Raw genomic sequence first — 21,925 nt, forward strand, 5'->3', positions numbered from 1 at the left:
TCGGGTTATGCAGTCTGGCCGGCTTCCGCGGGCACTGCCTTCGGCGCAACATGGACGCGGCTTTGCACCACGCGGAACCGGTTGGCGACGAACGCCGGGTCGGCCAGCGCCGCGTTGGCGGCCGGGTTCGCACCGGTGCCGTGGAAGTCGGAGAACGCGGCCGATTGGTTGACGAACACACCACCCGTCAGGTTGATCGACAGTGCGACGCCACCACGCACCGCCGCATCGTGCGCGGCGTCGAGGATCGTGTCGTCGATGCTATAAACGGAAAGCGTCAGCGCGCCATGCTCCGCGGCGATTTCGCCGGCGAGATCGAGCGACTGGGCGGTCGAGTCGGTCGCGATCACGAACGAGATCGGGCCGAACCACTCCTGCGTGAATTTCGCGCGGTCGGCCACGTCGAGCTGCAGCACCAGCGGCGTGCGCAAGCGCGCGTCGGGGAACGCCGGGTGCTGGAGCGTCTGGCTGTCGGCGAGCACGCGGCCGAGCTTGCGGGCATCGTCGATGCGCGCGGTCACGCCGTCGTTCTGGATCGCGCCGATCAGTTCGACCGAGCGAGCCGGGTCGCCGGTCAGCTTTTGCACGGACACGGCGATCGCCTGCGCGACTTCGTCGAAGCTCGCGTGGCCGTCCGCCGTCCGGATGCCGTCGCGCGGCACGTAGATGTTCTGCGGTGCGGTACACATCTGGCCGGAGTACAACGCCAGCGAGAACGCGATGTTCTTCACCGCGGCCTTCAGGTCGTCGGTCGAGTCGATCACGATCTGGTTGACGCCGGCCTTCTCCGTATACACCTGGGCCTGATGGGCATGGCGTTCGAGCCACGTGCCGTTTTGCGTGCTGCCCGTGAAGTCGATCAGCTTGATTTCAGGACGCAGCGCGAGGTCCTGGACGAGGGCGCCGTCGTTAGGTTCGGTTGCGAGGAGCGTGATGACGTTCGGATCGAAGCCGGCCTCGCGCAGCACGTCGCGGGCGATGCGGACCGTGATCGCGAGCGGCAGGATCGCACCCGGGTGCGGTTTGACGATGACCGTGTTGCCGGTCGCCAGGTCGGCGAACAGGCCGGGGTAGCCGTTCCAGGTCGGGAACGTGCAGCAGCCGAGCACGAGGCCGGTGCCGCGCGGGACGATCGTATAGCGCTTGTGCATCGCGAGCGGCGGGTTCTTGCCTTGCGGCTTTTCCCAGTGCGCATCGGCGGGGATGCGACGCAGTTCGTCCCACGCATAGGCGACCGCTTCGAGTGCGCGATCCTGCGCATGCGGGCCGCCGGCCTGGAACGCCATCATGAACGCCTGGCCCGTGGTGTGCATCACGCTGTAGGCAATCTCGAAGCTTGCACGGTTCAGCCGCGCAAGGATTTCGAGACTGACGCCGATCCACGCGCTCGGGCCGGCTTCGCGCCATGCCCGCTGGGCAGCGGCCGCGGCTGCAATCAGCTCGTCGGGCGTCGATTTCGGATAGCGGATGCCGAGTGCGATCCCGTACGGCGACTGCTCCGCGCCGACGGTTCCGCCGGACGCCGGCTGGTCGAGCACGAACGTGTTGCCGAGGTGTGCTTTGAACGCCGCTTCACCCTCCGCGTTGGCGCTTTCCCCGTACACTTTGGGACTCGGCATCTCCGCGAACGGGCTCCAGTACCCGCGGCTCTCGATGGCGGCGAGGGCGTGTTTCAGCGTGTCTTCGTGCTTCGTGAACAGTGCATGGGTCATGACGGCGGCCTGATGGACGTTGAGAGGGGTTGGATCGATTAATTAACCGACCGGTTGGTCGGAGAATGGTAGCATCAAACTATTCGCATGTGCGAGGCGTTTCTCATTTCATTGATCGAGGAGAAATAGATGTCTTACGAGAACATCCTGGTGGAGACCCGGGGGCGTGTCGGGCTGGTCACGCTCAACCGCCCGAAGGCGCTCAATGCGCTGAACGATGCGTTGATGGATGAGTTGGGCGCTGCGCTGAAAGCGTTCGACGCGGACGACGAGATCGGCGCGATCGTCGTGACGGGGAGCGAGAAGGCATTCGCGGCGGGGGCCGACATCGGCATGATGGCGACCTATTCCTATATGGATGTTTACCGCGGCGACTACATCACGCGTAACTGGGAGACGGTCCGCGAGATCCGCAAGCCGATCATTGCTGCCGTGGCGGGGTTCGCGCTCGGCGGCGGCTGCGAGCTCGCGATGATGTGCGACATCATCTTCGCGGCGGATACAGCCAAGTTCGGCCAGCCCGAAATCAAGCTCGGCGTGATGCCGGGTGCGGGCGGCACGCAGCGCCTGCCGCGCGCGGTGTCGAAGGCGAAGGCGATGGACATGTGCCTGACCGCGCGCTTCATGGATGCGGCCGAGGCTGAGCGGGCCGGGCTCGTTTCGCGCGTGCTGCCGGCCGACAAGTTGCTCGACGAAGCGATTGCCGCAGCGACGACGATCGCCGAGTTTTCGCTGCCGGCGGTCATGATGGTCAAGGAGTCGGTGAACCGTGCGTATGAGACGACGCTGGCCGAGGGTGTTCATTTCGAGCGTCGACTGTTCCATTCGCTGTTCGCGACCGAAGATCAGAAGGAAGGGATGGCGGCATTCGTCGAGAAGCGGAAGCCGGTATTCAAGAACCGCTGATCCGGTGGCGACGGGTGTCGGTCGCCGGCAGGATCTCCTGGTGCAACGGACCCCCAGCCCCCGGTGCGCGACAGCGCCCGGGGGCTTTTTCAAAATATTTTCACAAAGGGGTTGCGTCGGCAGGGGCGGGTGCTTAGAATCACGCCTCTTTCGCGCTAACGGAAACGCGGCGCGGGAGGAAGGGAAGCGGTGCTGACGAAGGTTGCTGTAGCGACCTCGGCGCACACGAAGTTGAACCCCTCGCGGTCGCAACGAAGCAGTTCAGAAAGTTGTTGACGAGCGAAGAAGGATGGTTCATAATCTCTCTTCTCTGCTGCTGAAAACGCAGCGCTGCTGGGAAGCGGAAGGTTTCTCGCAGAAATGCTCTTTAAAAATTAACAGCCGATAAGTGTGGGCGCTTGATGGCAGCGAGCTGATCCTCGGATCAGATAGCGAAAGTATCAAGAGTCTCACACTAAAGTAAGTCAGGTTTATGAAGTGATTCATATTCCTGTCAGCTTTGAGTGAGCGACCGGTTCTTAACCGAACCGAAAACAGTAACAGGTTTAAACTGAAGAGTTTGATCCTGGCTCAGATTGAACGCTGGCGGCATGCCTTACACATGCAAGTCGAACGGCAGCACGGGTGCTTGCACCTGGTGGCGAGTGGCGAACGGGTGAGTAATACATCGGAACATGTCCTGTAGTGGGGGATAGCCCGGCGAAAGCCGGATTAATACCGCATACGATCTACGGATGAAAGCGGGGGACCTTCGGGCCTCGCGCTATAGGGTTGGCCGATGGCTGATTAGCTAGTTGGTGGGGTAAAGGCCTACCAAGGCGACGATCAGTAGCTGGTCTGAGAGGACGACCAGCCACACTGGGACTGAGACACGGCCCAGACTCCTACGGGAGGCAGCAGTGGGGAATTTTGGACAATGGGCGAAAGCCTGATCCAGCAATGCCGCGTGTGTGAAGAAGGCCTTCGGGTTGTAAAGCACTTTTGTCCGGAAAGAAATCCTTGGTTCTAATACAGCCGGGGGATGACGGTACCGGAAGAATAAGCACCGGCTAACTACGTGCCAGCAGCCGCGGTAATACGTAGGGTGCGAGCGTTAATCGGAATTACTGGGCGTAAAGCGTGCGCAGGCGGTTTGCTAAGACCGATGTGAAATCCCCGGGCTCAACCTGGGAACTGCATTGGTGACTGGCAGGCTAGAGTATGGCAGAGGGGGGTAGAATTCCACGTGTAGCAGTGAAATGCGTAGAGATGTGGAGGAATACCGATGGCGAAGGCAGCCCCCTGGGCCAATACTGACGCTCATGCACGAAAGCGTGGGGAGCAAACAGGATTAGATACCCTGGTAGTCCACGCCCTAAACGATGTCAACTAGTTGTTGGGGATTCATTTCCTTAGTAACGTAGCTAACGCGTGAAGTTGACCGCCTGGGGAGTACGGTCGCAAGATTAAAACTCAAAGGAATTGACGGGGACCCGCACAAGCGGTGGATGATGTGGATTAATTCGATGCAACGCGAAAAACCTTACCTACCCTTGACATGGTCGGAATCCCGCTGAGAGGTGGGAGTGCTCGAAAGAGAACCGGCGCACAGGTGCTGCATGGCTGTCGTCAGCTCGTGTCGTGAGATGTTGGGTTAAGTCCCGCAACGAGCGCAACCCTTGTCCTTAGTTGCTACGCAAGAGCACTCTAAGGAGACTGCCGGTGACAAACCGGAGGAAGGTGGGGATGACGTCAAGTCCTCATGGCCCTTATGGGTAGGGCTTCACACGTCATACAATGGTCGGAACAGAGGGTTGCCAACCCGCGAGGGGGAGCTAATCCCAGAAAACCGATCGTAGTCCGGATTGCACTCTGCAACTCGAGTGCATGAAGCTGGAATCGCTAGTAATCGCGGATCAGCATGCCGCGGTGAATACGTTCCCGGGTCTTGTACACACCGCCCGTCACACCATGGGAGTGGGTTTTACCAGAAGTGGCTAGTCTAACCGCAAGGAGGACGGTCACCACGGTAGGATTCATGACTGGGGTGAAGTCGTAACAAGGTAGCCGTATCGGAAGGTGCGGCTGGATCACCTCCTTTCCAGAGCTTCTCGCAAAGTTGAGCGCTCACGCTTATCGGCTGTAAATTAAAGACAGACTCAGGGGTCTGTAGCTCAGTCGGTTAGAGCACCGTCTTGATAAGGCGGGGGTCGTTGGTTCGAATCCAACCAGACCCACCATTGTCTTGTCTGCGGTAGGTACCTGAGGAAATCTGTACTCATGGGGGCATAGCTCAGCTGGGAGAGCACCTGCTTTGCAAGCAGGGGGTCGTCGGTTCGATCCCGTCTGCCTCCACCAATCACCAACGCTAAGGGCTTGGTTCAGACACTGAACCGAGAATTTTGCATTGGCGATTGAGCCAGTCAGAGCGGTACGAAAGTATCGGCTGTCGTTCTTTAACAATCTGGAAGAAGTAAGTAATTTGGATAGCGGAAGCGTCTTGAGATGGACGTGAAAGTTATCCGGGTTGTGATTGTATCGATGTATCTCAAGATGATTCGAACTCTATGTTTGACTCAATTGGAATACGGCACAACGCGAGAACTCAACCTGTAGCGACTGTCGCGTCGAAAGATGAGACAGACTCGTTATAGGGTCAAGCGAACAAGTGCATGTGGTGGATGCCTTGGCGATCACAGGCGATGAAGGACGCGGTAGCCTGCGAAAAGCTACGGGGAGCTGGCAAACGAGCTTTGATCCGTAGATGTCCGAATGGGGAAACCCACTCCTTTTGGAGTATCCATGGCTGAATACATAGGCCATGCGAAGCGAACGCGGTGAACTGAAACATCTAAGTAACCGCAGGAAAAGAAATCAACCGAGATTCCCAAAGTAGTGGCGAGCGAAATGGGATGAGCCTTGTACTCTTTATTTGTATTGTTAGCCGAACGCTCTGGAAAGTGCGGCCATAGCAGGTGATAGCCCTGTAGGCGAAAACAGTATGAAAGAACTAGGTGTACGACAAGTAGGGCGGGACACGTGAAATCCTGTCTGAAGATGGGGGGACCATCCTCCAAGGCTAAATACTCGTGATCGACCGATAGTGAACCAGTACCGTGAGGGAAAGGCGAAAAGAACCCCGGGAGGGGAGTGAAATAGATCCTGAAACCGCATGCATACAAACAGTCGGAGCCTCGTAAGGGGTGACGGCGTACCTTTTGTATAATGGGTCAGCGACTTACGTTCAGTAGCAAGCTTAACCGTATAGGGCAGGCGTAGCGAAAGCGAGTCCGAATAGGGCGTTCAGTTGCTGGGCGTAGACCCGAAACCAAGTGATCTATCCATGGCCAGGATGAAGGTGCGGTAACACGTACTGGAGGTCCGAACCCACTAACGTTGAAAAGTTAGGGGATGAGCTGTGGATAGGGGTGAAAGGCTAAACAAACTTGGAAATAGCTGGTTCTCTCCGAAAACTATTTAGGTAGTGCCTCGTGTCTCACCTTCGGGGGTAGAGCACTGTCATGGTTGGGGGGTCTATTGCAGATTACCCCGCCATAGCAAACTCCGAATACCGAAGAGTGCAATCACGGGAGACAGACATCGGGTGCTAACGTCCGGTGTCAAGAGGGAAACAACCCAGACCGCCAGCTAAGGTCCCCAAATATAGCTAAGTGGGAAACGAAGTGGGAAGGCTAAAACAGTCAGGAGGTTGGCTTAGAAGCAGCCACCCTTTAAAGAAAGCGTAATAGCTCACTGATCGAGTCGTCCTGCGCGGAAGATGTAACGGGGCTAAGCTATATACCGAAGCTGCGGATGCGTGCTTTGCACGCATGGTAGGAGAGCGTTCCGTAAGCCTGCGAAGGTGCGTTGAAAAGCGTGCTGGAGGTATCGGAAGTGCGAATGCTGACATGAGTAGCGATAAAGGGGGTGAAAGGCCCCCTCGCCGTAAGCCCAAGGTTTCCTACGCAACGTTCATCGGCGTAGGGTGAGTCGGCCCCTAAGGCGAGGCAGAAATGCGTAGCTGATGGGAAGCAGGTCAATATTCCTGCACCATTGTTAGATGCGATGGGGGGACGGATCGCGGAAGGTTGTCCGGGTGTTGGAAGTCCCGGTCGCTGCATTGGAGAAGGCACTTAGGCAAATCCGGGTGCGCAATTCAAGGGTGTGGCGCGAGCTCCCTCGGGAGCGAAGCAATTGGAAGTGGTTCCAAGAAAAGCCTCTAAGCTTCAGTCTAACGATGACCGTACCGCAAACCGACACAGGTGGGCGAGATGAGTATTCTAAGGCGCTTGAGAGAACTCGGGAGAAGGAACTCGGCAAATTGGTACCGTAACTTCGGGATAAGGTACGCCCTTGTAGCTTGATGCGCCTGCGCGCAGAGGGTGAAGGGGTTGCAATAAACTGGTGGCTGCGACTGTTTAATAAAAACACAGCACTCTGCAAACACGAAAGTGGACGTATAGGGTGTGACGCCTGCCCGGTGCCGGAAGATTAAATGATGGGGTGCAAGCTCTTGATTGAAGTCCCGGTAAACGGCGGCCGTAACTATAACGGTCCTAAGGTAGCGAAATTCCTTGTCGGGTAAGTTCCGACCTGCACGAATGGCGTAACGATGGCCACACTGTCTCCTCCCGAGACTCAGCGAAGTTGAAGTGTTTGTGATGATGCAATCTACCCGCGGCTAGACGGAAAGACCCCATGAACCTTTACTGTAGCTTTGCATTGGACTTTGAACCGATCTGTGTAGGATAGGTGGGAGGCTATGAAACCGGAACGCTAGTTTCGGTGGAGCCGTCCTTGAAATACCACCCTGGTTTGTTTGAGGTTCTAACCTTGGCCCGTGATCCGGGTCGGGGACAGTGCATGGTAGGCAGTTTGACTGGGGCGGTCTCCTCCCAAAGCGTAACGGAGGAGTACGAAGGTACGCTAGGTACGGTCGGAAATCGTGCTGATAGTGCAATGGCATAAGCGTGCTTAACTGCGAGACCGACAAGTCGAGCAGGTGCGAAAGCAGGTCATAGTGATCCGGTGGTTCTGTATGGAAGGGCCATCGCTCAACGGATAAAAGGTACTCTGGGGATAACAGGCTGATACCGCCCAAGAGTTCATATCGACGGCGGTGTTTGGCACCTCGATGTCGGCTCATCTCATCCTGGGGCTGTAGCCGGTCCCAAGGGTATGGCTGTTCGCCATTTAAAGAGGTACGTGAGCTGGGTTTAAAACGTCGTGAGACAGTTTGGTCCCTATCTGCCGTGGGCGTTGGATATTTGAAGGGGGCTGCTCCTAGTACGAGAGGACCGGAGTGGACGAACCTCTGGTGTACCGGTTGTCACGCCAGTGGCATCGCCGGGTAGCTATGTTCGGAAGAGATAACCGCTGAAAGCATCTAAGCGGGAAACTCGCCTTAAGATGAGATATCCCTGGGGACTAGATCCCCTTGAAGGGTCGTTCGAGACCAGGACGTTGATAGGTCAGGTGTGTAAGCGCAGTAATGCGTTCAGCTAACTGATACTAATTGCCCGTAAGGCTTGATCCTATAACAAGTCTGCCTTGTAGATCGGCGCCGTGCGCAAGCACTGGCCGCGATCCCAAGCGACAAGTTGGATTCTCGTGTGTGATACACACAACTCAAAATTACTGCTTCTTCCCAGATTGGTCGCGTTGCGAAGCAGCGCGACAACCCTCTTTGCCTGATGACCATAGCGAGTCGGTCCCACCCCTTCCCATCCCGAACAGGACCGTGAAACGACTCTACGCCGATGATAGTGCGGATTCCCGTGTGAAAGTAGGTAATCGTCAGGCTCCCTAAGCCAGAAACCCCCGCCCGAAAGGCGGGGGTTTTTGCATTGGCGTGGCGAAAAAGCGATGGATCCCGATCGGTTCTCCAGCCTATTCGTTTCTATCCCGGATCAAACCTGCGACCCGTATCGGCGCAGCGAAGCCACCACCAGGGTTGCATCTACACCCGTACCGCCGCCGCACCGGCCGTTCGAAGCCGCTCAACCGTCGATATTCCCCATCCTCCGCTTCTGCTTTTCTCCAAAATAGACGGGAAATTCGTGCGAATTGACGTCTTATTCGGCCCACCCACGTAAAATTTGCGAATCCTCCCCACCGAGTTGCATCCGGAACGATGAACGCAGCCACTCAAATAGCTCGGGCCGTATGCCCACACGATTGTCCGGACACGTGCGCGATGCGCGTGACCGTCGAAAACGGCCGGGCGATCAAGGTCACCGGCGATCCCGACCATCCGCCCACGCAAGGCGTGTTGTGTACGAAAGTCAGCCGATATGCGGACCGCGTTCATCATCCGGACCGTCTCACCGTTCCGCTCAGGCGCGTCGGCGCGAAGAGAGAAGGGCGTTTCGCGCCGATCAGCTGGAGCGAAGCGTTCGACGAGATTGGTCGCCGCCTCGGTGAAATCGCCGCGCGCGCGCCGGAGGCGATCCTGCCGTACAGCTATGCGGGAACGATGGGGCTTGTGCAGGGCGAAGGCATTGCGCAGCGGTTCTTCCACAAAATCGGCGCGTCGCGGCTCGAGCGGGCAATTTGCTCCGCGGCCGGCGCGGCCGGGCTGCGCTATACGTACGGCGGAAACGTCGGCATGCATCTCGAGCATTTCGAGGAAAGCGAGCTGATCCTGATCTGGGGCGCCAATCCCATCGCATCGAGCCTGCATTTCTGGACCCGCGCGCAGGAAGCCAAGCGTCGCGGTGCTCGTCTGGTCGCGATTGATCCGTACCGCTCGCTGACGGCGGAGAAATGTCACCAGCACATCGCTCTGAAACCGGGCACCGATGGTGCGTTCGCGCTCGGGATGATGCATGTGCTGATTACCGAAGATCTGCTCGATCACGACTACATCGCGCGTTATACGCTCGGCTTCGATGCGCTCAAGGCGCGAGCCCTGTCCTATCCGCCGGAACGTGTCGCACGGATCTGCGGCATCGAAGCGTCGGACCTGATCGAACTCGCACGTCGTTACGGCGCAACCCGCAAGGCAGCGATCCGGCTCAATTACGGGATGCAGCGCGTCCGCGGCGGCGGCAATGCCGTGCGCGTGGTCGCGAGCCTGCCTGCGCTGACGGGCGCGTGGCGCGACCGGGCAGGCGGCCTGCTGCTGTCGTCGTCGGAATCGGCGCCGGTCAATCACGCGGCACTGCTGCGCCCCGATCTGATGCCCGGCTGGCCGCACAAGCTGCCGCGCATCATCAACATGAACACGATCGGCGACGCGTTGCTGAATCCGGGCGACGCGGCTTTCGGGCCGAAGGTCGAAGCGGTGGTTGTCTACAATTCCAATCCGGTCGCGGTCGCGCCCGATTCGTCGAAAGTAGCGGCGGGGTTCGCGCGCGAAGATCTGTTCACGGTCGTTCTCGAGCACTTCAAGACCGATACGGCCGATTTCGCCGACATTGTATTGCCGGCCACGACGCAGCTCGAGCATCTCGACGTCCACAAGTCGTACGGCCACACCTATGTGATGGCGAATCTGCCGGCGATTCCGCCGGTCGGCGACGCGCGGCCAAACACCGAAATCTTTCGGGGCATTGCCCGCAGCATGGGGCTCGACGAGCCCGCGCTTTTCCACAGCGATGAAGAGGTCGCACAGGCTGCGCTCCGTTGGGACGACCCGGCGCTCGACAGCAATTGGGATACGTTGAAGCGTGCCGGCTGGCTGAAGCTCAAGCTGGCGGAGGCGCCTTTCGCGAATGGCGGCTTCCGTACGCCGTCAGGCAAATGCGAGTTCCATAGCGCGCGACTCGAACAGATGGGCATGGATCCGGTGCCCGATTACCTGCCGCCGTTCGAATCGGCGGAGGCCGCGCCCGAACTCGCCGCCCGCTATCCGCTCGCGATGATTTCGCCGCCGGCGCGGCACTTCCTGAACAGCACGTTCGTCAACGTGGACAGCCTGCGCAGCACGGAAGGCCAGCCGCACCTCGACTTGCATCCGGCCGACGCCGATGCGCGCGGCATCCACGACGGCGATGTCGTACGCATCTTCAACGACCGCGGCTCGATGCAGGCAGTTGCGCGAGTGACCGATCGCGCGCGACAAGGGCTCGTCGTCGGTCTGTCGATCTGGTGGAAGAAGCTCTCGGCGGATGGGCGCAACGCAAACGAAGTGACAAGCCAGGCGCTCACCGATCTCGGCAACTCGGCGACGTTCTACGATTGTCTCGTCGAAGTTGAGCGGATTTGACCGAACTTCGGGATATGATCAGACGAAATCGTTCGAAAGTTGGAACTGGGCATCTAACCCTGTTGTCTCGGAACCGGCGAGCCGCTACGATGCGTTTTAGCACGACCATTCGAAAATCTGTGAGGAGACGCGCAGTATGGAAAAAATTTGGCTGAAATCGTACCCACCCGGCGTTCCAGCCGAAATTGACGCGTCCCCATACCCCTCCATTCCGGATCTCCTCGACGAAAGCTTCAGGCAGTATCGCGACCGCAAGGCGTTCGTCTGCATGGGCAAAAGCATCACCTACGGCGAGCTCGATGCACTGTCGCGGCAGTTCGGCGCGTGGCTGCAGTCGCGCGGTCTGGCGCGCGGCGCGCGCGTCGCCCTGATGATGCCGAACGTGCTGCAGTATCCGGTGGCGATCGTCGCGGTGCTGCGCGCGGGCTACACCGTCGTCAACGTCAACCCGCTCTATACGCCGCGCGAGCTCGAACATCAGCTGAAGGACAGCGGGGCGGAGGCGATCGTCATCCTCGAGAACTTCGCGTCGACGTTGCAGGCCGTCATCGCCAATACCGCGGTCAAGCATGTCGTGGTCGCGTCGATGGGCGACCTGCTGGGCATCAAGGGCTGGCTGGTCAATTACGTCGTGCGCAGCGTGAAGAAGATGGTGCCGGCCTGGCAGCTTCCGTCGTTTACGCGCTTCAAGGCCGCGCTGTCGGAAGGCGCGCGCCAGACCTTCAAGCCGCAGAAGCTCGGCCCCGACGACGTCGCGTTCCTCCAGTACACGGGCGGCACGACGGGTGTCGCGAAGGGCGCGACGCTGCTGCACCGGAACATCGTGTCGAACGTGCTGCAGGCCGGCGCTTGGCACCATCCCGCGCACGAGAAGTACCCCGACGTGAAGCAGTTCGTGACGGTCGTCGCGCTGCCGCTCTATCACGTGTTTGCGCTGACGGTCTGCGGATTCCTGACGATGCGCACGGGCGGCATGGGGATCCTGATTCCGAACCCGCGCGACATCGGCGGCATGATCAAGGAGCTGAAGGGTTACCAGATCTCGACGATCCCGGCCGTCAACACGCTGTACAACGCGCTGCTGAACCATCCCGAATTCAATCAGCTCGACCTGTCGAAGCTCGCGATCGCCAACGGCGGCGGCATGGCGATCCAGGAAAGCGTCGCGAAGCGCTGGTATGAGAAGACCCATACGGCAATCGTCGAAGGGTATGGCCTGTCCGAAACGTCGCCGGTTGCCACCTGCAATCCCGTGACGGCGACCGAGTACAGCGGGACGATCGGCTTGCCGCTGCCGTCGACCGAGGTTGCCATCCGCGACGATGCCGGCGCCGACGTCGCGCTCGGCGAGCCTGGCGAGATCTGCATCCGCGGACCGCAGGTCATGGCCGGCTACTGGAACCGTCCGGATGAAACCGCGAAGGTCATGTTCCCGGACGGCTTCTTCAAGACCGGCGACGTCGGCGTGATGGACGCGCGCGGTTACGTGAAGATCGTCGACCGGAAGAAGGACATGATCCTGGTATCCGGCTTCAACGTGTATCCGAACGAGGTCGAGGACGTGGTGGCGTCCCACCCGGGCGTGTTCGAGGTGGCGGCGGTCGGCGTGCCGGACGAGCACTCGGGCGAAGCCGTGAAGCTGTTCGTCGTGAAGAAGGATCCGGCGCTGACCGACAAGGATATCCTCGCGTACTGCAAGGAGCGGCTCACCGGCTACAAGCGGCCGAAACTCGTCGAATTCCGCACGGAGCTGCCGAAGACGAACGTCGGCAAGATCCTGCGGCGCGAATTGCGCGACGGACGCGCGTAACACCGAAGTCGAACAACGAGCCCGGCCTGTGCCGGGCTTTTTTGTTTGTGATGCCGGCATCGGGGTTGCGGCGCACCGATTCGGCTATCGCTGGAACGGCGCGCGCGTTCGGCCGGATGAGTCGCAGCCGATGGAACGCCTCAACCGCGTCGGATGGCGCTCGGTGCATTCCGCGAGCAATCGGCTAAGGCGTGCGCGTCGATGGCGCCTCGCGAACGATACGTTGCAGTCGGCGCGATGTGCTGCGACCGTCCCGCTTGCCACTTCGCTCCCGGCACCACAAAGAAAAAGGCGCCCGAAGGCGCCTTCAATATGCTGCGGCTTGTCAGGCAAGCTGATTAGAACTTGTGACGGATGCCGACGCGGGCTGCGACCTGGTTGCTGGTCGTCGACGGGTCGAGACCGTTGATTGAAGCATGTGCTTGAACGACGTTGCCTGCTGCGTCGAGCGCGTTGCCCGATGCATGCTGGTACACGCCGATCACGTAGACGTCCGTGCGCTTCGACAGGAAGTAGTCGACACCCAGCGAGCCCTGGTGGTACTTGGCTGCCGAGTTGCCGTCGATCTTGCTGCCTTGCGTGTAGTCGTACGCGGCGCCGACGATCAGCGCCGGGGTCAGCTGATACTTGAAGTTGATTTCGCCGTTGTTGAACGTCGCGGTCTGGTTCACGAACGGACCCACCGAGAAGCCCTTGAACTTCGTGTTCGAGTACGTCGCGCCGATCGTCGCCGCGCCGAACGTATACGCGCCGCCCGCACCGATGACCTGGTACGTGTTCGCGCTGTTCGCGTACGCACCGTACACCGGCGACGACACGGCCGTCGTGGCAGCCGACGCGCCGGTGTTGAACATGCCGCCGAAGTTCGCCGGCGTGCGTGCGTTCAAGTAGCCGACACCCAACACCAGCGGGCCGTTGTTGTAACCGGCGCCGAGCGACCAGACCTGGTTCCGCGAGAACTGGCCGGCCTGACCGCCGAAGCTGTACATGCCGCCGAACGAGAAGCCGCCGTAGGTCGGGCTCGTGTACTTGACCGCGTTGTTCACACGGTACGCGTTGTTGAAGTTGTCGAGGTCGCCCGGGTGAGCAGCGATGTAGCCGCCCCACTGGTCGCCTGCCTCGAGCGGGCCGACGAAGTCGACGACGGAGTCGTACTGACGACCCAGCGTGACCGTACCGAACTGGCTCGACAGGCCGACGTAAGCTTGGCGACCAAACATCAGGCCGCCCTGGCCGAGCCTGCCGGAGTTGACGTCAAAACCGTTCTCGAGCACGAAGATCGCCTTGAGGCCACCGCCCAGATCTTCGGTGCCGCGCAGGCCGAAGCGGCTGCCTTGCATCACGCCGCTCGACAGACCGTACAGATGGCCGCCCTTCGCATTGTTGTTGAAGATGAAGCCTTCATCGATGATGCCGTAAAGCGTCACGCTGCTTTGCGCATGAGCTGCGCCAGCGAACGCGCCCAGCGCGACGAGCGCGAGAAGCGACTTTTTCATTAACGGATCTCCAAGAATCACTGAATTTTTTTGGCGGGGCGGATAGTTATGTTCTGTTGACGGGCCCCACCAACTTCGCAAGAAGTCGCACGTAATGTAGCAAAACCGATTTTTCGGACAAAGCGAAATGCCGTCGCTCAAGGTCGCCATGTTTCCTTTATGCAACAATGGTTAAAATCACGGGTTAACCGCAATTTCCGCTGAATAATCAAGTCGGTTACGCAGCGGAGCACGTGCCTTTGCCGCCCGCGGCGGCACACGCAGCCAGGAGAACAGGATGGTGTTGGATGAACTGATCAGCGAATTCGATCGCGGCTTGCGCTCGCTGACCGGCATTAGCCGGATGAGCCGCCCGGTGCCCGTGCCGACGGAGCCGACCGTCGGCGAACTGACGCCCGCGGAGCGCGCGCATGCCGCCGGGCTGATGCGCGTGAACCACGTCGGCGAGGTCTGTGCGCAAGCGCTTTATCAGGCGCAGAAGCTGACCGCGCGCTCGGCGTCGTCGAAGGCGATGTTCGAGGAAGCCGCCCGCGAGGAGGAGGATCACCTCGCGTGGACCGCGCATCGGCTGAAGGAACTCGATTCGCGTCCGAGCCTGCTCAACCCGCTGTGGTACGCGGGCGCGCTCGCGATCGGCGTCGCGGCCGGCACGCTGGGCGACAAGGTCAGCCTCGGCTTCATGGCGGAGACGGAGCGTCAGGTCGAGAGCCACCTCGACGGGCACCTTTCCGAGTTGCCGGCCACCGACACGGCGTCGCGCGCGATCGTCGAGCAGATGCGGGTCGACGAGGTGAAGCACGGCAAGGCCGCGACCGACGCCGGCGGCATCGAACTGCCGCTGCCCGCGCGGATGCTGATGCGCGCCGCGTCGAAAGTCATGACGCGCACTGCGTACTATCTCTGACGTCCGGGGCCGGCGCGACGCACGACGCCGCGCCGGTCCGCCGAACCCGATACCGCCCGTTTTTTCCGCGTTTTCCCGCCCCCGAAAGTCCCGTCCGCACGCCAGTCTGGCCCGCCTTTCTCACGTATCACCTTCACAAGCTTCCCTAGCCCATTCATTTATAACGGTTTTTGGTATGAGGGGTGGCATGAGCATGTGCGCGTAAGTCCTTGTTCTAACTAACAAAATTCGTCAAAAAACCGGGCCGCTCCCTTGACCGTGCCAAACCCTTCCTCTAAAGTGGGAGACAGTGTGAGAAAGTGTATTTTTGTGTGATTTGGCGGGCTGTTCGGGCTAAATTCTTGAGCGTTGGGCGGGTGCTTCGGTGCCCTGAACGGGAGAGCGGAAAGTGTTCCAAGGGGCGTCGGCGCTGACGCTCGATGCGAAAGGGCGGATGTCGGTGCCGGCTCGCTATCGCGAAGCGCTGCAAGGACAGGCAGAAGGACGGGTGACTGTGACCAAGCACCCGGACGGCTGCCTGTTGCTGTTTCCGCGCCCCGAATGGGAAGTATTCCGCGCGAAGATCGCCGCGCTGCCGATGGACGCCCATTGGTGGCGGCGGATTTTTCTCGGCAATGCGATGGATGTCGATCTCGACAGCGCGGGCCGGATTCTCGTATCGCCCGAGCTGCGGATGGCAGCCGGACTGGAAAAGGAAGTCATGTTGTTGGGAATGGGTAGTCACTTCGAGCTGTGGGATTCGCAGACCTACATCGCGAAGGAGCAGGCAGCGATGGCGCAGGGCATGCCCGATGCGCTCAAGAACTTTACGTTCTGATTGCGGTGACGGAGACGCCCGCGATGGGAAATGAATTGCAGCATCGGACCGTGCTGTTGGACGAAGCAGTCGAGTCGCTCGTGACGCGGCCGGACGGCATTTATGTCGACGGCACGTTCGGGCGCGGCGGTCACAGCCGCGCGGTACTCGCGCGGCTGGCGGAGGCCGGCCGGCTGATCGCGTTCGACAAGGATCCGAGGGCGATCGAGACGGCGCAGCGCATCGAGGATGCGCGCTTCTCGATCGTGCATGACAGCTTTGCATCGATGCGCGACGCGCTTGCGGCGCGCGGTATCGAGAAGGTGTCGGGTGTGTTGCTGGACCTGGGCGTGTCCTCGCCGCAGGTGGACGATCCGGCGCGCGGTTTCAGCTTTCGCGCCGATGGCCCGCTGGACATGCGAATGGATCCGACGCGTGGGGAGTCGGCGGCCGAGTGGCTCGCGCGGGCTTCGGTGCAGGAATTGACGGAGGTGATACGGGATTATGGGGAAGAACGGTTTGCTTTTCAGATTGCAAAGGCGCTTGTTGCTCGCCGGGCAGAGTCCGACCGTCTTGGGCCTCTCGACACCACGGGCGAGCTTGCCCAAATCGTGGGTCACGTCGTCAAAACCCGTGAGAAGGGCAAGGATCCGGCAACCCGCACCTTTCAGGCTATACGGATTCACGTCAATCAAGAGCTTGCGGACCTGCAAGTCGTACTAGACGCGGCATTGTCGTTGCTGGAGCAAGGGGGGCGGCTGGTGGTCATCAGCTTTCATTCACTCGAGGACCGGATCGTCAAGCGATTCATGCAGGCGCACGCGAGTGCGCCCGCGGTCGATCGTCGCCTGCCGATCCGTGCCGTCGACCTCCCGAGCCCGCCGCTCAAGATAATCAGCCGTCAATTCCCGAGCGAAGCGGAAGTCGTCGCGAATCCGCGCGCCCGGTCGGCCGTGATGCGCATCGCGGAGCGCGTCACGCCATGAGCCGCTTCAATATCTTCCTGCTGATTATCGTGATGGGTTGCGCGCTGTCGGTCGTCAACTCGACGAACCAGCAGCGCCAGATCTTCATCCAGCTGCAGCGCGCGCAGTCGCAGGAGCGTCAGCTCCAGCAGGACTATGCGCAGCTTCAATATCAGCAGAGCGCGCTGTCGAAGACGTCGCGCATCGAGCAACTCGCGAACGATTCGCTGAAGATGCAGCCGATCACGACGGGCCGCACCCAATACCTGACGCTGCCGCCGGGCGCCGTGAAGGCGATCGATGCGCCGATTCCCGCGTCGGCCGACGCGGTCGCGAAGGGCCACGGAGGCGCGCGATGAAGCCGTCGCAAAAGCGCCAGGACGTGAAATTCTCGTCGAGCCCGGTGCTCGGCGTGCACCTGCCGATGTGGCGCTCGAAACTCGTCGTGTTCATGCTGTTCATGGCGTTCGTCGCGCTCGCCGCGCGGGCGTTCTGGATCCAGGGGCCCGGCAACGCGTTCTATCAGAAGCAGGGCGAAAGCCGCTATCAGCGCACGCTCGAGCTGCCCGCCACGCGCGGCAAGATCCTCGACCGTAACGGGCTCGTGCTCGCGACGAGTCTGCCCGTGCGCGCGATCTGGGCGATTCCGGACGCCGTGCCGGACGATCTCGGCGCCGACAAGATCAACCAGCTCGGCAAGCTCCTCGGCATGACGCCGAAGGAGTTGCGCGTGAAGCTGTCGGAAGACAAGGGTTTCGTCTACGTGAAGCGCCAGGTGCCGATCGACGTCGCGGACAAGGTCGCCGCGCTCGATATCCCCGGTATCTATCAGCGCAACGAGTACAAGCGCTTTTATCCGGAAGGCGAGATCACCGCGCACCTGATCGGCTTCACGAACGTCGAGGACGAAGGTCAGGAAGGCGTCGAGCTCGGCGACCAGAAGCTGCTGTCCGGCACGTCCGGCGTGCGCCGCGTGATCAAGGACCGGCTCGGGCACATCGTCGAGGACGTCGCCGAACAGGTTCCCCCGCACAACGGGACGGACGTCGGCCTGTCGATCGACAGCAAGATCCAGTACATCGCCTATGCGAACCTGAAGGCCGCCGTCGAGAAGTTCAAGGCGAAGGCCGGCGCGGCGATGGTCGTCGACGTGCGCACCGGAGAGGTGCTCGCGCTGGTCAACTATCCGACCTACAACCCGAACGACCGTACGCGCCTGACGGGCGAGCAGCTGCGCAACCGGATCCTCACCGACGTGTTCGAGCCGGGCTCGATCATGAAGCCGTTCACGGTGTCGCTCGCGCTCGACCTGCATCGCGTGACGCCGAACACGCTCGTCGAGACGGGCAACGGCCACTTCGTGCTCGACGGCGCGCCGATCACGGATGATGCGGGCTTCGGCACGCTGACGGTCGGCGGCGTGATCCAGAAGTCGAGCAACATCGGCGCGACGAAGATCGCGATGACGATGCGGCCCGAGGAAATGTGGAATATGTATACGAGTATCGGCCTCGGCCAGGCGCCGAAGGTCGGCTTCCCGGGCGCCGCGGCCGGCCGCCTGCGTCCGTGGAAGAGCTGGCGCCGCATCGAGCAGGCGACGATGTCGTACGGCTACGGCCTGTCGGTGTCGCTGTTCCAGCTGGCGCGCGCTTACACGGCGATCGCGCACGACGGCGAGATGATGCCGGTCACCATTTTCAAGACCGACCCCAATCAACAGATCACCGGCACGCAGGTATTCACGCCGACCACCGCGCGTGAAGTGCGCACGATGCTCGAGACCGTGGTCGCACCGGGCGGTACGTCGCCGGACGCTGCCGTGCCCGGCTATCGTGTCGGCGGCAAGAGCGGTACCGCGTACAAGCATGAAGGCCACGGCTACACGCGCAAGTACCGCGCGTCGTTCGTCGGGATGGCGCCGATGCCGAATCCGCGCATCGTCGTTGCGGTGTCGGTCGACGAACCGACCGCCGGCAGCCACTTCGGCGGCCAGGTGTCCGGCCCCGTATTCTCGGCGATCGCCGGCGATACGATGCGCGCGCTGAACGTGCCGCCGAACATGCCGATCAAGCAGCTGGTCGTGTCCGACGACGCGCCGGGCGCGCCCGCGAAGCCGGGGCCGCAAAAGCTCGCCGCGGGCAGCGGTGCGAAGCATATGATCGTATCCAGCACGACACGAAATTCACCAGGAGTTGTTCGATGAGCGCCGCTCGCAGTTCCCATCCGGCGCATCAGCAGATCGCAGCCGCGCTTGCGTGGCTGCGCCAGCATGTGGCCCCCGCGGCGCAACTGCATGCCGACACGCGCAGCCTGCAGGCCGGAGACGTGTTTCTTGGCTATGCGGTCGACGGGGCAGACAATCGCGCCTTCATTGCCGATGCCGTCGCGCGTGGCGCGGACGCGGTGCTGTATCAGCCGGAAGGCCTCGCGGCCGCGCCGGCCGTGCCCGTCGCACTCGCGGTGCCGGCGCTCGACCAACTGGCCGGCGACATCGCCAGCGGCTGGTACGGCGACCCGAGCGACAGCATGCTCGCAATCGGCGTGACCGGCACGAACGGCAAGACGTCGTGCACGCAATGGATCGCCGCCGCGCTGACGGCGCTGCACCAGCCGTGCGCGGTGATCGGCACGCTCGGCAGCGGCATGCACGGGCATCTGGTGCCGACCGGCTTCACGACGCCGGACGCGCCGCAGCTGCAGCGCAGCCTCGCGCAGTTGCACGATGCGGGCGCGAAGGCCGTCGCGATGGAAGTGTCGTCGCACGCGCTGCATCAGGGCCGCGTGAACGGCACGGCATTCGACATCGCCGTGTTCACGAACCTCACCCAGGATCACCTCGACTATCACGGCACGTTCGACGCGTACGAAGCCGCGAAGGCGAAGCTGTTCGCGTGGCGCGGCCTTCGCGCGGCGATCGTCAATCGCGACGACGCAGCCGGGTGCCGCCTGCTCGAGAAGCTGGCCGGCCGCGTGCGCACGATCGCATACGGGATCGGCGACGCGCAGACGCCCGACGCCGATCGCGAACTCGTCGCGCTCGACGTGCGCGCCACCGCCACGGGCACGGCATTCCACCTGCGTTCGTCGTGGGGCGACGCGGACGTCGAGGTCGGCACGCTCGGCGCGTTCAACGTCAGCAATCTGCTCGCGGTGCTCGGCTCGCTGCTCGCGGCCGACGTGCCGTTCGACGCGGCGGTCGCGGAGATCGCACGGCTCGAGTCCGTCAATGGCCGCATGCAGCGCCTGGGCGGCCGGCTGCAGAACGACGAGCCGCTCGTCGTGATCGACTATGCGCATACGCCCGATGCGCTCGAGAAGACGCTCGACGCGTTGCGCCCGATCGCGGCCGCGCGCGGCGGCCGGCTCGTGTGCATGTTCGGCTGCGGCGGCGATCGCGATGCGACGAAGCGCCCGCTGATGGGCGCGATCGCCGAGCGGCTCGCCGATGAAGTCGTCGTCACGAGCGACAACCCGCGCAGCGAAGATCCGCAGCGCATCATCGACCAGGTCATCGCGGGCATGACGGCGCCCGATCACGCGCGCCGCATCGAGGATCGCGCAAGCGCTATCCTGCAGGCCGTACGCGGCGCCGCGCGCGAGGACGTCGTCGTGCTGGCCGGCAAGGGGCACGAGGCGACGCAGGAAATCATGGGCAAGAAGCGCGCGTTCTCCGATCAGGATCACGCACGGCTCGCGCTCGCGGCACGCGCGACGCACGTCAAGGGAGGTGCCGAATGACGATGCTCAGTCTCGGCGAAGCCGCCCGCCTGATTCCCGGCGCCACCGTCCACGGCGATCCGGACACGACGTTCGAGCGCGTGTCGACGGACAGCCGCACGGTCGGCCCGGGCGACCTGTTCGTCGCGCTGAAGGGCGACCGCTTCGACGCGCACGACTTCCTGGGCGACGTGGCCGCGCGTGGCGCAGCCGCGGCGCTCGTCGCGCACGTGCCGGCGGGTCTCGCGATGCCGGTCGTCGAGGGCGGTGAAACGCGTGCCGCGCTCGGCGCGCTCGCGCACGGCTGGCGCAAGCGCTTCGCGGTGCCGCTCGTCGCGGTGACGGGCAGCAACGGCAAGACGACCGTCAAGGAAATGATCGCGTCGATCTTCGCGGCGGCAGTCGGCGCCGACGCGCGATTGGCGACGGCCGGCAACCTGAACAACGACATCGGCGTGCCGCTGACGCTGTTGCGCCTGTCCGGCGCGCATCGCGTCGCGGTGATCGAACTCGGGATGAACCACCCGGGCGAGACGGAAATCCTCGCGCGCCTCGCGGCACCGACCGTCGCGCTCGTCAACAATGCGCAGCGCGAGCACCAGGAATTCATGGCGACGGTCGAAGCCGTTGCGCTCGAGCACGCGGCCGTGATCCACGCGCTGACGCCGGACGGCGTCGCGGTGTTCCCGGCCGACGATGCGTACGCGAGCATCTGGCGCGTCGCGGCGACCGGCAACCCGATCCTCGATTTCGCGCTGCACGATGCCGAACGGCAGGTCGAAGCGCAGGTCACGGGCCGTCTGCACGGCGGCGAGCTTGCGATCGACACGCCGGCGGGCCCGATGACAGTGCGGCTGCGCGCGCTCGGCGAGCACAACGCACGCAACGCATTGGCGGCAGCGGCGGCGGCACTCGCGGCCGGCATCGAGCTGGCCGCGATCAAGCAGGGCCTCGAATCGTTCGAGCCGGTCAAGGGGCGTCTGCAGGTCCGGCAGGCGGACGTCGGCAGCCTCGCGGGCGCGACGGTCGTCGATGATACCTACAACGCGAACCCCGACTCGATGCGCGCGGCGATCGACGTGCTGGCCGCGCAACCGGCGCCGCGCGTGCTGGTGATCGGCGACATGGGCGAGGTCGGCGACGAAGGCCCGGCATTCCACCGCGAGATCGGCGCGTATGCGCGCGAGCGCGGCATCGATGCGCTGTTCGCGCTCGGCGACGCGTCGCGCGATGCGTGCACGGCGTACGGCGACACGGCCCGCCATTTCGTCGACGTCGGCGCGCTGGTGACGGCGCTGCTCGCCGCAGGCTACGGCGCGCAGGCCACGGTGCTCGTGAAGGGCTCGCGGTACATGAAGATGGAGCGCGTGGTCGACGCGCTGACGAACCAACCCGCGGCGGGCACGGTGCCCGCCACACACTGAGTAGAAG

At 62.2% G+C, this 21,925-nt stretch carries 12 protein-coding genes, 2 tRNA genes and 3 rRNA genes; 15 read left to right on the top strand and 2 right to left on the bottom strand.

Annotated features, from left to right (window positions below; genetic code table 11):
* Positions 1-5: 5 nt before the first annotated feature.
* A complete protein-coding gene (gene paaN, locus FFI87_RS02540; protein ID WP_138848292.1) occupies positions 6-1,712 on the bottom strand; it encodes a phenylacetic acid degradation protein PaaN in 1,707 nt (568 codons plus the stop codon).
* A 129-nt stretch (positions 1,713-1,841) separates the two neighbouring features.
* Between paaN and FFI87_RS02545 the strand changes: the two genes are divergently transcribed.
* From FFI87_RS02545 to FFI87_RS02595, 8 genes are all read left to right on the top strand, one after another.
* Positions 1,842-2,618, top strand: a complete 777-nt coding sequence (locus FFI87_RS02545; protein WP_006762438.1) for an enoyl-CoA hydratase — start codon at positions 1,842-1,844, stop codon at positions 2,616-2,618.
* A 547-nt stretch (positions 2,619-3,165) separates the two neighbouring features.
* Positions 3,166-4,698: ribosomal RNA gene (locus FFI87_RS02560) — 16S ribosomal RNA — on the top strand.
* A 62-nt stretch (positions 4,699-4,760) separates the two neighbouring features.
* Positions 4,761-4,837 (top strand) — tRNA-Ile (locus tag FFI87_RS02565).
* A gap of 42 nt (positions 4,838-4,879) precedes the next feature.
* A tRNA-Ala gene (locus tag FFI87_RS02570) sits at positions 4,880-4,955 on the top strand.
* Positions 4,956-5,251: 296 nt separating this feature from the next.
* Positions 5,252-8,133, top strand: a 23S ribosomal RNA gene (locus tag FFI87_RS02580).
* 153 nt (positions 8,134-8,286) lie between these two features.
* A 5S ribosomal RNA gene (gene rrf / locus FFI87_RS02585) occupies positions 8,287-8,399 on the top strand.
* Together the 16S, 23S and 5S rRNA genes with 2 tRNA genes alongside form the textbook arrangement of a ribosomal RNA operon.
* A gap of 331 nt (positions 8,400-8,730) precedes the next feature.
* The gene (locus tag FFI87_RS02590; RefSeq protein WP_138848291.1) at positions 8,731-10,806 is read left to right on the top strand and encodes a molybdopterin-dependent oxidoreductase; all 2,076 of its coding nucleotides are present in this window, start codon (positions 8,731-8,733) and stop codon (positions 10,804-10,806) included.
* Between the two features lie 136 nt (positions 10,807-10,942).
* The gene (locus tag FFI87_RS02595) at positions 10,943-12,616 is read left to right on the top strand and encodes a long-chain fatty acid--CoA ligase (RefSeq protein ID WP_138848290.1); all 1,674 of its coding nucleotides are present in this window, start codon (positions 10,943-10,945) and stop codon (positions 12,614-12,616) included.
* 338 nt (positions 12,617-12,954) lie between these two features.
* Here FFI87_RS02595 and FFI87_RS02600 read toward each other — a convergent pair whose 3' ends face one another.
* On the bottom strand, positions 12,955-14,112 hold the full coding sequence (locus FFI87_RS02600; RefSeq protein WP_012363021.1) for a porin: 1,158 nt from the start codon (positions 14,110-14,112) through the stop codon (positions 12,955-12,957).
* A 277-nt stretch (positions 14,113-14,389) separates the two neighbouring features.
* On the opposite strand from FFI87_RS02600, the gene coq7 reads away from it, so the two are divergent.
* The 7 genes from coq7 (at position 14,390) to murF (ending at position 21,918) form a co-directional block, all read left to right on the top strand.
* On the top strand, positions 14,390-15,016 hold the full coding sequence (gene coq7, locus FFI87_RS02605) for a 2-polyprenyl-3-methyl-6-methoxy-1,4-benzoquinone monooxygenase (RefSeq protein ID WP_012363022.1): 627 nt from the start codon (positions 14,390-14,392) through the stop codon (positions 15,014-15,016).
* A 388-nt stretch (positions 15,017-15,404) separates the two neighbouring features.
* Entirely contained in the window at positions 15,405-15,833 is a 429-nt protein-coding gene (gene mraZ / locus FFI87_RS02610; protein ID WP_006400450.1) for a division/cell wall cluster transcriptional repressor MraZ, read from the top strand.
* Positions 15,834-15,856: 23 nt separating this feature from the next.
* The gene (gene rsmH, locus FFI87_RS02615) at positions 15,857-16,798 is read left to right on the top strand and encodes a 16S rRNA (cytosine(1402)-N(4))-methyltransferase RsmH (RefSeq protein ID WP_006752434.1); all 942 of its coding nucleotides are present in this window, start codon (positions 15,857-15,859) and stop codon (positions 16,796-16,798) included.
* Positions 16,795-17,136 (top strand): cell division protein FtsL, encoded by a 342-nt coding sequence (gene ftsL / locus FFI87_RS02620; RefSeq protein WP_006756811.1) that lies wholly within the window; start codon positions 16,795-16,797, stop codon positions 17,134-17,136. Before rsmH ends, ftsL begins: the two co-directional genes overlap by 4 nt.
* The gene (locus FFI87_RS02625) at positions 17,133-18,980 is read left to right on the top strand and encodes a peptidoglycan D,D-transpeptidase FtsI family protein (RefSeq protein ID WP_012363023.1); all 1,848 of its coding nucleotides are present in this window, start codon (positions 17,133-17,135) and stop codon (positions 18,978-18,980) included. The genes ftsL and FFI87_RS02625 overlap by 4 nt, the downstream gene beginning before the upstream one ends.
* A complete protein-coding gene (locus tag FFI87_RS02630; protein WP_138848289.1) occupies positions 18,977-20,515 on the top strand; it encodes a UDP-N-acetylmuramoyl-L-alanyl-D-glutamate--2,6-diaminopimelate ligase in 1,539 nt (512 codons plus the stop codon). Before FFI87_RS02625 ends, FFI87_RS02630 begins: the two co-directional genes overlap by 4 nt.
* Positions 20,512-21,918, top strand: coding sequence for a UDP-N-acetylmuramoyl-tripeptide--D-alanyl-D-alanine ligase (gene murF, locus FFI87_RS02635; RefSeq protein WP_138848288.1), 1,407 nt, complete (start codon positions 20,512-20,514; stop codon positions 21,916-21,918). The genes FFI87_RS02630 and murF overlap by 4 nt, the downstream gene beginning before the upstream one ends.
* Positions 21,919-21,925: the final 7 nt, after the last annotated feature.

Source organism: Burkholderia sp. KBS0801 (genome assembly GCF_005937855.2).
Lineage (GTDB): Bacteria > Pseudomonadota > Gammaproteobacteria > Burkholderiales > Burkholderiaceae > Burkholderia > Burkholderia ambifaria.

Bases quoted from the DNA above. Each gene is read 5' to 3' on its own strand.
- paaN (WP_138848292.1), bottom strand. From the start codon at position 1,712: ATGACCCATGCACTGTTCACGAAGCACGAAGACACGCTGAAACACGCC.
- FFI87_RS02545 (WP_006762438.1), top strand. From the start codon at position 1,842: ATGTCTTACGAGAACATCCTGGTGGAGACCCGGGGGCGTGTCGGGCTG.
- FFI87_RS02590 (WP_138848291.1), top strand. From the start codon at position 8,731: ATGAACGCAGCCACTCAAATAGCTCGGGCCGTATGCCCACACGATTGT.
- FFI87_RS02595 (WP_138848290.1), top strand. From the start codon at position 10,943: ATGGAAAAAATTTGGCTGAAATCGTACCCACCCGGCGTTCCAGCCGAA.
- FFI87_RS02600 (WP_012363021.1), bottom strand. From the start codon at position 14,112: ATGAAAAAGTCGCTTCTCGCGCTCGTCGCGCTGGGCGCGTTCGCTGGC.
- coq7 (WP_012363022.1), top strand. From the start codon at position 14,390: ATGGTGTTGGATGAACTGATCAGCGAATTCGATCGCGGCTTGCGCTCG.
- rsmH (WP_006752434.1), top strand. From the start codon at position 15,857: ATGGGAAATGAATTGCAGCATCGGACCGTGCTGTTGGACGAAGCAGTC.
- ftsL (WP_006756811.1), top strand. From the start codon at position 16,795: ATGAGCCGCTTCAATATCTTCCTGCTGATTATCGTGATGGGTTGCGCG.
- FFI87_RS02625 (WP_012363023.1), top strand. From the start codon at position 17,133: ATGAAGCCGTCGCAAAAGCGCCAGGACGTGAAATTCTCGTCGAGCCCG.
- FFI87_RS02630 (WP_138848289.1), top strand. From the start codon at position 18,977: ATGAGCGCCGCTCGCAGTTCCCATCCGGCGCATCAGCAGATCGCAGCC.
- murF (WP_138848288.1), top strand. From the start codon at position 20,512: ATGACGATGCTCAGTCTCGGCGAAGCCGCCCGCCTGATTCCCGGCGCC.